The following is a 10715-nucleotide window of genomic DNA, read 5'->3' as shown; positions in this document are numbered from 1 at the left end:
CTCGCCGGCGAGGTGGAGATGAACCAGGGCGGCGGCCTGCGCCCGCGCGAGGTGGCGCAGGGCTGGTTCCTGCCCTGCTGCAGCAAGCCGCTGAGCAATATCGAGGTCGAGCGCTAGTCCGGCACGCCCTCACCCAGCCATGACGAGCTTTTCCCCTTCCCCGTCTGTTCCAGGAGCTGAGATGTCGAAACCGAAGATCCAGATACGCGACTTGACCAAGGTCTTCGGGACCAAGCCCGAGCCGGCACTGGCGCTGCTGAAGCAGGGCCTGTCCAAGGATGAGATTTTCCAGCGCACGGGCCAGGTGGTTGGCGTCAACAAGGTCGGCTTCGACGTGCAGGCCGGCGACATCTACGTGCTCATGGGCCTGTCGGGCTCGGGCAAGTCCACGCTGATCCGGCTCATCAACCGGCTGGTTGAGCCCACGGCCGGTTCCATCAGCATCGACGGGCAAGACGTGTGCACCATGCCCGCGGCCGAATTGGTGCGCTGGCGGCGCAAGCGCGTGGCGATGGTGTTCCAGAGCTTTGCGCTGATGCCGCACCGCACGGTGTTCGACAACGTGGCCTTCGGGCTGGAGATCGCCGGCGACAGCGCCCGCCAGTACCGTGACAAGGTCATGGGTGCGCTGGAGCAGGTCGGCCTCAAGGCCTACGCCCAGAAGTACCCGCGCCAGCTCTCCGGCGGCATGCAGCAGCGCGTGGGCTTGGCACGCGCGCTGGCCGTGGACCCCGACATCCTGCTGATGGACGAAGCGTTCTCGGCGTTGGACCCGCTCAAGCGCACCGAGATGCAGGACCTGATGCTGGAGCTCCAGCGCGAGCACCGCCGCACCATCTTCTTCGTCTCGCACGACCTGGAGGAGGCTCTCAAGATCGGCAGCCGCATCGGCATCATGGAAGGCGGCAACCTGGTGCAGGAGGGCTCTCCGCACGAGATCGTCACCCGCCCGGCCAATGATTACGTGCGCCGCTTCTTCAAGGGCGTGGACACCTCACGCTACCTCACCGCCGCCGACCTGGTGGACAGCACGCCGCCCCCGGCCGACCTCATCGCGCGTGGCGCCTCGAACAGACTCCCAGCGACTACCACGTTGCCCGATGCCCTGCGTACCGTGCTTGGGCTGGATCAACCCGTGAGCGTCTTCGACGACGCCGAGCGCCTCGTGGGCTGCATCACGCCCAAGAGCCTTCTCCTCAAGATCGCGAGCACCCGCCATGCCAGCTGACTTCCTCTCCAATTTCCTGGACAACAGCAAGAGCCTCTTGCCGCTGGGTTCCATGGTCAACGATGGCGTCAAGCTCCTGCTGGACCAGGGCGGCAGCGTGTTCGACGCCGTGGGGGCCGTGGTCGAGGGCTTCGCCGGCCAGGTGGAAAGCGCCTTCCTTGCCATCCCCTCCTGGCTGGTGCTCGTGGCAGCGGTCGCGCTGGGGACGTGGAGGCTGAAGTGGCGCTTCGGCCTCTTCGTGCTGCTGAGCCTGCTGGTGATTCGCATCACGGGCTTCTGGGACCAGACCATGGTGACGCTGTCGCTGGTCTTTTCCGCCACCATCATCAGCCTGGTGGTCGGCGTGCCGCTGGGTATCCTGTGCGCGCGCAGCGACCGCTTCAACGCCCTGCTGCGCCCGGTGCTGGACTTCATGCAGACCATGCCGGCCTTCGTCTACCTGATTCCGGCGGCGATGGTGTTCGGCCTGGGCCGCGTGCCGGGCATCCTGGCCACCGTGGTGTTCGCCATGCCGCCGGTGGTGCGGCTCACCGGGCTGGGCATCCGGCAGGTCAACAGCGAGCAGGTCGAAGCCGGCCATGCCTTCGGCTGCAATGGGCTGCAGCTGCTGTGGAAGGTGCAGTTGCCCATCGCGCTGCCCACCATCATGGCCGGCGTGAACCAGACGATCATGATGGCGCTGTCGATGGTGATCATCGCCTCGATGGTCGGTGCCGGCGGCCTGGGCAACGACGTGCTCTCCAGCATCCAGCGCCTGGACATCGGCCTGGGCTTCGAGAGCGGGCTGTCGGTGGTGCTGCTGGCGATCATCCTGGACCGGTTGACCGAGAGCTTCGGTACGCGCCACCTGGAGGCCTGAGGTCGGAGGCCGTTGGATGAGCCCGCGCAGGCGGGCATGCCGAGAAAATGCCCGCAAGACGCGGGCATTTTTCATTGGTGATTCCAGTTCGTTTTCGAAAGTGAAGTAAATCCCGTTCGCCCTGAGCCTGTCGAAAGGCAGGCGCTCGGTTGTCGGCGCAGGGCTTCGACAAGCTCAGCCCGAACGGGGTTTCTTTCAGTGCCCACGAAGAACTGGAATGAGATCGCGAGCTTCGCGGGGATGACGAAATGGTGTGGGGTAGCGTGTCAGCTCACGACCGGCGCCCGTGCTCCTCGCGGACGGCACTATCCCTACGCGGGCATGCTGGGGTCATTCATCGCCCACCGGTGCGAAAGCTCAATGCCCGCCCGACTTCGAAAACACGTTCATCACCACCACCCCCGCCAGGATCAAGCCGATGCCCAGCAGCCCGGCGGCGTCGATGGCCTGGCGAAACAGCACCCAGCCGGCGAGCGAAACCAGCACGATGCCGGCGCCGGACCAGATGGCGTAGGCCATGCCCACCGGCACGGTACGCAGCGCCAGCGACAGGAAGTAGAAGGCCACCGCATAGCCCAGGACCACCGCCAGCGTAGGCCCCGGTCGCGACAGGCCGTCCGAGTGTTTCAGGAAGCTGGTGGCCACGACCTCGGCCACGATGGCGACTGTCAGATGCAGGTAAGGAGCTGCCATGGGTTCTCCGCTTGAAATGCCTGGGTTCAGGCTGCCTTGACGACTACAGCGACAAGGGGACCAGCCCTGCCGCCGCGCGGCCACAGGACTGGTCCCCCACCAGGCCAGGCCCTCGCCGGCCCGGCACGGTGCCCGGAAATTCGGCTCGGCGCCCGGGACGCCCGCTTCAGAAGCTGCGCGTCAGCGACACCACGAAAGTGCCCTTGAGCGGGTTGGAGACGGCCGGCTGGCCACTGGAGTCCAGGGCGCCGGTCGTGTAGTTGTCGTAGACATCCGTGCGCGCCCAGGCCCTGGTGTAGGCGCCGGTGAGGGTCCAGCCGCCGTCGAAGGTCTTGGAGAGCGCCGCGCGGGCATCGCGGAAGCTGTAGTCGCTGAAGTTCTTCACGCGCTGGCGCCCGACATGCAGCGACAGCGCCAGGCCGCTGCCCAGGTCAAAGTTGCCGGTGAGGTCGATGTAGCCTGAGCCGCGGCTGTGCAGGCCGGCCGCCTTGTCCTCGAAGCCGAAGTAGTTGCGCGTGTACGTGTGGAAGTACTTCAGCGTGAGCCAGCGCCAGGCGACGGAGCCCATCAGCTCGCCGTAGTTGTAGCTGGTGTCCGTGGACCGAATCCTGGCGCCGGGGTAGGCGTAGTAGTAGAGGGTGGCGCCATAGGTGACGTCGCCCACGGCCCGAGCGTAGCCGGCGTACAGGTCCCATTCGACCGTCGCGTCCTCGATGAACTTGCTGCTCACGTTGGAGGCCCAGGTGCCGATCGAGAAGCCGCTGGGGTGCGCATAGTCCACGCCGCCCTGGATGGCGGGCTTGCCCCAGGTCTGGCGGAAGCCGCGCGAGACGTACTGCGAGCTCAGCGTCAGGTTGGCCGTCAGCGGCGAGGAGGAGGGCGTCGCCGCATCGGGCAGCGTCTCCACGGGCAGCGGCGCGGCTGCCACTTGTCTGGGTGCGTCCGTGCCCTGGGCCTGCACCGCCCAAGGGCAGGCCGCTGCAACGGCGGCAGCGCCGACCAGAAGAGAAAGATGTTTTTGTGGCATGGCAAGCTTTCGTTGACGCTCCCCCGGGAAGCGGAGGTGCGAGGCCAGGAAAGAATCGCTGTGCCCGCGGACGGCGGCGCCGTCCTCAGGCCGATCGCGGTGTGATGCCGGGAAACCGCTGGTCGCTGGAGACCTCCCGCCAGCCAGCGATTCGCCTTGTCGCCATGGAAGCGGCACAGGCCGCGGCTTTGTTTGTGGCGCTGCTGCCGCTGTTTTTGAGCATCACCGCCCTGACCATAGAGACGCCGCCGGCGGCGGCTTCGCTCAGGACGACGCCGACATGTCTTGGTCCGACATGATTGTGATTGCGTGGGCAACCAGATCCAGAAGACCGCGCGTCGCGTTCAGCCAGCGACCATATGGGCAAAAAAGTGCACCGGCCAGGCGTGAGCCCGGCCGGTGCCTTGATCAGGAGCGGCTCGACCCGCGCTCCTGCCCTTGCTCACTCCGTCGCTTGCGGCGCTCAGCCCTTCAGCGCCTTGGCCACCACCGCGGACGCGTCCTCGCCCTTGAAGGTCTTCACGCCCTGCAACCAGGGCGTCACGGCCTGCGGATTCTTGACCAGCCAGTCGCGCGCAGCCTTTTCAGGCCGGGCCTTGTTCAGGATGCCCAGCATCACCTCGTTCTCCATCGCGGTGGTGAACTGCAGGTTCTTCAAGAGCATGGCGACGTTGGGACACTTGGCCTCGTAGCCGGCGGACACGGCGGTGTAAACCTTGGCCTCGCCGTAGTTGGGGCCGAAGACCTCGTCGCCGCCCTCGAGGTATTTCATCTTGACCTGCACGTTCATCGGGTGCGGCTCCCAGCCCAGGAACGCCACCGGCTTCTGGCTGCGTGCGGCGCGCTGCACTTCGGACAGCATGCCGGCCTCGGAAGACTCCACCAGTTTGAATTCCTTCAGCCCGTACTGGTTCTTCTTGATCATCTCGGCAATGAGCGCGTTGCCGTCATTGCCGGGCTCGATGCCCAGAATCTTGCCGCCCAGCGCCTTCTCGAACTTCGGCAGGTCCTTGAAGTTCTGCAGACCCTGCTCATACAGGTAGTCCGGCACGGCCAGCGTGTACTTGGCGCCCACCAGGTTGGGCCGCTCGAAGACCTGGATCTGGCCAGCCTTGACGAAGGGCTCCATCAGCGGCGTCATGCTCGGGTTCCAGTAGCCGAGAAAGGCGTCGAGCTGCTTGCCCTTCATGCCGGCGAAGGCAATGGGCACCGAGGCCACGGTCACGCTGGGCTGGTAGCCCAGTGCCTGCAGCACCACCGAGGCCAGGCCCGTGGTGGCGGCGATGTCGCTCCAGCCCACATCGGCAAAGCGGACCTTCTGGCAGGAGGCGTCTTCCTGGGCCCAGGCCGGGGCGGCACCGAGGGCGAGGCTGCCGGCCAGCGCGGCAATGCAAGGGGTCAGGCACTTCATGGCGATTTTTCAGCAAGGTGGGCAATGGACCCGCCGAAGCCGTTGCGGCGGGAGCGTGCGCCAACTCTTCCATGCCGGGCCTTGAAAACTTGCCTGCAGGCGACATGGAGTCCTACTGAAGCGTCACCCGCTCCTCGCCACCACGACGGGCGCGCAACGCCTGCTTCTGCTCGGTGATGTCCTGCGAGGCACCGACCATCGTCACGGCGTTGCCATGCTCGTCCACGGTGACTTCGCCATCCTCGCGGATCTCGCGCCGGCTGCCGTCGGGCCACAGGATGGCGTACTCGACGCGGTAGCGCGTGCGCGTGGCGACCGCCTCGCGAATGGCGGCCTCCACCCGCGCTCGGTCCTCGTCGACGATGGAAGCCAGGTAGCGCTCCATCGTCACCTTGAAGGCCTGCGGCGCCCAGCCAAAGATGCGGTAGGCCTCGTCGGTCCAGGCGCAATCGTCGGTCTGCAGGTTCCAGTACCAGCCGCCCAGGTGCGCCAGCTCCTGCGCCTTGGCCAGCAGCGCCTCGTTGCGGCGCAGTGCCGCCTCGGTGCGCCGGCGCTCGGTAATGTCCAGGCTCACGCCGATCAGCTTGACCGGGCGCTGCTCGGCGTCGCGCACCAGCGTCGCCCGCGAGGAGATCCAGCGCGTCTCGCCTTCACGCTGCACGCGGAACTCCCACTCGTGCATGCCCGGCGCCGACAGCGCCCGCTGCTGCAGCTCCTTCACGCGCGCGACGTCGGCGGGATGCACGCAGGCCCGGAAGTCGTCCATCGCGGCGATGGGGCGGCCGAACAGCGTGGCGGCGTTGGCGGAGTAGCTCACCGCGTCGGTCAGCACATTCCACTCCCAGGTGACGATGCCGGCCGCCTCCTGCGCGAACTTCATGCGCGCCTCGCTCTCCATGATCTCGCCCAGGTGCTTCTGGCGCAGGGCGCGAATGTGCGGGTCGGATGCGCCACTGCTCTCCAGATCCGCCAGGGCCTGCTCGCCATAGCGCAGCCAGACCCAGTTCACGCCCAGGAAACGCGCCAGCGCCAGCAGCCGCTCGTATTCGATCTCGCCGCCGCGAGTCCACTTGTGCACGGCCGAGGGCGATACCGACACTGCCTCGGCCACCTGCTTGAGCATGAGTTGCCTTTGGGCCAGCAAGCCCTTCAGTCGCGATGCAAAGCTGTCTTCCATCCTGTTCCACCAATTTACCGCTGGTGAATTGTGAACGCTGAAAACCGTGCGCGCTGCGTTCTTGGTACCGGTTTTCCATAGAGATCGACCATTGCACGGTGTGCACTCATGTGTCATTTCTATTTCCAGCTCTTGCACGCAGTTCACTACACTGCGCCCACATCACCATTGGTGATTTCAATTTACTATCGGTAAATTGAATATGCATTACGAACGGGTCGGATGGTCTTGTCCCCAAGCCACCGCACCCGCCTGCCAGGAACATCGCAGTGATCACTACCCAGCTCTACATCGACGGCCAATGGCAGTCGCCGGCCGCGCAAGGCACCCGCCCGATCACCTGCCCCATCGACGAGACCGTGGTCGCGCAAGCCGCTGAGGCCACGCGCGAGGACGCGCGCCGCGCCATCGCCGCCGCGCGCCGGGCCTTCGAGGGACCGTGGCGCAGCAGCACCATCCGCGAGCGCGCGAAGCTGCTGAACCGCATTGCGGATCTGATCGACAAGGACGCCCCTAACCTGGCGCGGCTGGAGTCGCTCAACACCGGCAAGACGCTCACCGAGAGCAGCACTGACATGAGCGACATCGCCGCCACCTTCCGCTACTTCGCCGCCCTGGTGGCAGGCGAAGCCGGCGCGGTGAATGAGGCGCCGCCGCACGTGATCAGCCGCACGCTGCGCGAACCGGTGGGCGTGTGTGGATTGATCACGCCGTGGAACTACCCGCTGCTGCAGGCGGCGTGGAAGATCGCGCCGGCGCTGGGTGCAGGCAACACGGTGGTGATCAAGCCCAGCAACCTCACGCCGTTGACCACGCATCGCTTCACGCAGTTGCTGTGCGAGCTGGATCTGCCGCCCGGGGTATTCAACCTCGTGACCGGTGGCGGTGAGGTGGGCGCCGAGCTGGCCGAGAGCCGCGACGTGGACTTGGTGTCGTTCACCGGGGGCGCGGTGGCCGGCGAGAGCATCATGAAAGCAGCCACCGGCAACTTCAAGCGCATTGCGCTGGAGCTCGGCGGCAAGAACCCCAACGTCGTCTTCGCCGACGCCGACCTCGACGTGGCGGTGGACTACGCGCTCAATGCCGCCTTCTTCCACGCCGGCCAGGTCTGCTCCGCCGGCTCGCGGCTGATGGTTGAGGATGGCATCTACGACGAGTTCTTGACCCGTCTGGCGCAGCGGCTGCCGCGCATCGTCGTCGGCAGCGGCCTGGAAGCCGGCACGCAGATGGGCCCGGTGCAGTCGGCGCAGCAGCGCGACAAGATCCTCGGCATGGTCGAGCGCGGTGTCGCCGAAGGGGCCCGCCTGGTCTACGGCGGCAGGCGGCCCGAGGGTGCGCGCTACGAAAGGGGCTTCTGGCTGGAGCCGACGCTGCTGGCGGACGTGACGGCCGACATGACGATCGCCAAGGAGGAAATCTTCGGCCCGGTGGTGACGGCCGAGCGCTTCACGTCGGAAGCCGAGGTGCTGCGCCTGGCCAACGACACGCCCTACGGACTGGCGGCGGCGGTGTGGACGCGCGACCTGGACAAGGCCAACCGGATGTCGCGCGCCCTGCGCTTCGGCACGGTGTGGGCCAACGACTACCACCCCTACTTCCCCGAGGCGCCCTGGGGCGGCTACAAGGCCAGCGGCATTGGCCGCGAGCTGGCCCGCGTCGGACTCGACGAGTACACCGAGCTCAAGCACAGCTACATCAACCTCGCGCCCAAGGCGATGGGCTGGTTCGGGGCCTGACAAGGCACTTTGCCCTACATGGGAATGACCCGTTGGCACTGAGGTATTGAAGTGCGAATCCGCCAGGCTGCGATGGCGGCACCACGGCAAGGGCCGTTCATCCTCCGATACCTCAGGACGAACGGAACTCCTGCTGGCGAATGATCTGGAGAAATACGCCATGAACACCACGCCCGAGTACGACTACGTGGTCGTCGGTGCCGGCTCGGCCGGCTGCGTGCTGGCCGCACGCCTGACGGAAGACCCCGACGTGACGGTGCTGCTGCTCGAAGCCGGCGGGCCGGACTGGCGCCTGGACTGGCGCACGCAGATGCCCGCGGCGCTGGCCTATCCGCTGCAGGGCACGCGCTACAACTGGGCCTACGTCACCGAGCCCGAGCCGCACATGGGCGGCCGGCGCATGACGCAGGGCCGCGGCAAGGGCCTGGGGGGCTCGTCGCTCATCAACGGCATGGTCTACATCCGCGGCAATGCCATGGACTACGACGAGTGGGCGAAGAACGCGTCGCTGGAGAACTGGAGCTACGCCGACTGCCTGCCCTACTTCCGCAAGGCCGAAACCTACGACAAGGGACCCAACGACTATCACGGCGGCGACGGCCCGCTGCATGTCACCACGCCCAAGGCCGATATCAGCCCGCTCTTCGACGCCTTCGTGCGCGCCGGCGAGCAGGCCGGTTACGCCCGCACCGAGGACCTTAACGGCTACCGCCAGGAAGGTTTCGGGCCGATGGACCGCACCACCACGGGCGACGGCCGCCGCTGCAGCACCTCGCTGGCCTACCTGGACCAGGCGCGGCAGCGCCCCAACCTCACGGTGAAGACGCGCGCCGTGGCCGACCGCGTGCTGTTCGCAGGCCAACGCGCCGTGGGCGTGGCCTACCTGCAAGGCGGCCAGGCCCATGAGGCGCGCGCACGCCGCGAGGTGATCGTCAGCAACGGCGCCATCGCCTCGCCGCAGTTGCTGCTGCGTTCGGGCGTGGGCAACGCCGACGAACTGCGTGCGATGGGCATCCAGCCGGTGGTCAACCTGCGCGGCGTGGGCGAGAACCTGCAGGACCATCTGGAGATGTACCTGCAGTACGAATGCACCCAGCCCGTGTCGCTGTACCCGGCGCTGCTGTGGTGGAACAAGCCGGCCATCGGCATCGAGTGGTACCTGCGCGGCACGGGCACGGCGGCCTCGAACCACTTCGAGGCCGGCGGGTTCATACGCAGCAGCGACGAGTTTGCCTGGCCCAACCTGCAGTACCACTTCATCCCACTGGCAATGAACTACGACGGCAGCAACCCGGTCAAGGCCCATGGCTTCCAGTGCCATGTGGGCTCGATGCGCTCGCCCAGCACCGGCTACGTCAAGCTCGCCAGCCGCGACCCGCATGCCAAGCCGCGGCTGCTGTTCAACTACATGGCGCATGACGTGGACTGGCGCGAATTCCGCGCCGGCGTGCGGCTCACACGCGAGATCATCGGCCAGCAGGCCATGAACGAGTTCCGGGGCCGCGAGATCAAGCCCGGCGCCATGATCCGCAGCGACGCCGAGATCGACGCCTTCGTGAAGGAGCATGCCGAGACCGCGCTGCACCCGTCCTGCACCTGCAAGATGGGCGACGCCTCCGACCCGATGGCGGTGGTGGACCGCGACGGCCGCGTGCATGGCGCCACGGGCCTGCGCGTGGTGGACGCGTCGATCATGCCGCGCATCATCACCGGCAACCTCAATGCGGCCACGATCATGATGGCCGAGAAGCTGGCCGACGTGATCCGCGGCCGGCAGCCGCTGGCGCGCTCCAATGCGCCCTACTTCAAGGCTGGCCGGTCCACGCCGGCGGGCCTGAGCGCCGGTGCGCTGCGCAGCGGGTCGCGTGCGAAGGTGACCGGCTGAGGGCAGACCATTGCGATCGCGCGCATTCTGAAGCCATGTCAAGGAGAAGCAGGGCCGGAGCATGACAATGCGGCTGTGCCGTCCCGGCCGCCCTGGCCGGGTCGAGCCGCCATGCAGGCCCGATGCCTGCTACGCCCTGGCGGCCCCCTCTGCTTCTTCACTTCCCATGAGCTTCCTGGACTTCATTGGCCTCATCGGCGTCGCTGCCTACGTTGCTGCGCATTTTTCTGTCCAGGTGCTGCACCAGTCGCCGACGGGACGGCTGGTGGTCCTGCTCAATATCGTCGGGCCAGCCTGCATCCTGGTTTCGCTGACGCATGCCTTCAACTTGGCCTCGTTCCTGACGCAGTGCTTCTGGCTGGGTCTGACGCTGGTGGGATGGTGGCGCAACCGGCGCCACAGGCGCACCGTGTGAACGGTGCGATGCCGGTGCTGCAGGGTATGCGCCCCGGGCCTCACTCCACCGCCTTGACCATGTCCTCGACGACCTTCTTGGCGTCGCCGAACACCATCATGGTCTTGTCCATGTAGAACAGCTCGTTGTCCAGCCCGGCATAACCGGCGGCCATGGAGCGCTTGTTCACGATCACGGTCTTGGCCTTGTAGGCCTCCAGGATCGGCATGCCGTAGATGGGGCTGCCCTTCTGGAGCGCGGCCGGGTTCACCACGTCGTTGGCCCCGAGGATGATGGCCACGTCG

Annotated in this window: 11 protein-coding genes; 6 read left to right on the top strand and 5 right to left on the bottom strand. The window is 66.7% G+C overall.

Going from position 1 to position 10715, the window contains the following annotated elements; genetic code table 11:
- Positions 1–181: 181 nt before the first annotated feature.
- Both HHL10_RS29380 and HHL10_RS29375 read left to right on the top strand, forming a co-directional pair.
- Entirely contained in the window at positions 182–1228 is a 1047-nt protein-coding gene (locus HHL10_RS29380; protein WP_169163984.1) for a quaternary amine ABC transporter ATP-binding protein, read from the top strand.
- Positions 1218–2087, top strand: a complete 870-nt coding sequence (locus HHL10_RS29375) for an ABC transporter permease (protein WP_169163983.1) — start codon at positions 1218–1220, stop codon at positions 2085–2087. Before HHL10_RS29380 ends, HHL10_RS29375 begins: the two co-directional genes overlap by 11 nt.
- Before the next feature lie 357 nt (positions 2088–2444).
- On the opposite strand, the gene HHL10_RS29370 is transcribed toward HHL10_RS29375, so the two are convergent.
- A complete protein-coding gene (locus HHL10_RS29370) occupies positions 2445–2780 on the bottom strand; it encodes a DMT family transporter (protein ID WP_169163982.1) in 336 nt (111 codons plus the stop codon).
- 166 nt (positions 2781–2946) lie between these two features.
- The gene (locus tag HHL10_RS29365; RefSeq protein WP_310734704.1) at positions 2947–3708 is read right to left on the bottom strand and encodes a TorF family putative porin; all 762 of its coding nucleotides are present in this window, start codon (positions 3706–3708) and stop codon (positions 2947–2949) included.
- A gap of 203 nt (positions 3709–3911) precedes the next feature.
- On the opposite strand from HHL10_RS29365, the gene HHL10_RS29360 reads away from it, so the two are divergent.
- Entirely contained in the window at positions 3912–4106 is a 195-nt protein-coding gene (locus HHL10_RS29360; protein WP_169163980.1) for a hypothetical protein, read from the top strand.
- 164 nt (positions 4107–4270) lie between these two features.
- On the opposite strand, the gene choX is transcribed toward HHL10_RS29360, so the two are convergent.
- Together choX and HHL10_RS29350 are read right to left on the bottom strand one after the other, a co-directional pair.
- Positions 4271–5218 (bottom strand): choline ABC transporter substrate-binding protein, encoded by a 948-nt coding sequence (gene choX / locus HHL10_RS29355; protein ID WP_169163979.1) that lies wholly within the window; start codon positions 5216–5218, stop codon positions 4271–4273.
- A 112-nt stretch (positions 5219–5330) separates the two neighbouring features.
- Positions 5331–6341: a helix-turn-helix domain-containing protein gene (locus HHL10_RS29350; protein ID WP_235971870.1), complete on the bottom strand. Its 1011-nt coding sequence runs from the start codon at positions 6339–6341 to the stop codon at positions 5331–5333.
- 323 nt (positions 6342–6664) lie between these two features.
- Here HHL10_RS29350 and HHL10_RS29345 point away from each other — a divergent pair, with 323 nt between their 5' ends.
- From HHL10_RS29345 to HHL10_RS29335, 3 genes are all read left to right on the top strand, one after another.
- A complete protein-coding gene (locus tag HHL10_RS29345) occupies positions 6665–8131 on the top strand; it encodes an aldehyde dehydrogenase family protein (protein WP_169163977.1) in 1467 nt (488 codons plus the stop codon).
- 160 nt (positions 8132–8291) lie between these two features.
- Positions 8292–10016 (top strand): choline dehydrogenase, encoded by a 1725-nt coding sequence (gene betA / locus HHL10_RS29340; protein WP_169163976.1) that lies wholly within the window; start codon positions 8292–8294, stop codon positions 10014–10016.
- 166 nt (positions 10017–10182) lie between these two features.
- Positions 10183–10431 carry a CBU_0592 family membrane protein gene (locus HHL10_RS29335; RefSeq protein WP_169163975.1) on the top strand — a complete coding sequence of 83 codons (249 nt, stop codon included), beginning with the start codon at positions 10183–10185 and terminating at the stop codon, positions 10429–10431.
- A 40-nt stretch (positions 10432–10471) separates the two neighbouring features.
- Here HHL10_RS29335 and HHL10_RS29330 read toward each other — a convergent pair.
- Positions 10472–10715: NAD(P)(+) transhydrogenase (Re/Si-specific) subunit beta (locus tag HHL10_RS29330; protein WP_205833283.1), on the bottom strand; the 244-nt coding region annotated here is incomplete at its 5' end.

This window comes from Azohydromonas caseinilytica, assembly GCF_012927045.1.
In the GTDB taxonomy this organism is placed as follows: domain Bacteria; phylum Pseudomonadota; class Gammaproteobacteria; order Burkholderiales; family Burkholderiaceae_C; genus Azohydromonas; species Azohydromonas caseinilytica.
The sequence above is the reverse complement of the archived record's forward strand: the minus strand, read 5'-3'. Positions and strand labels throughout refer to the sequence as shown.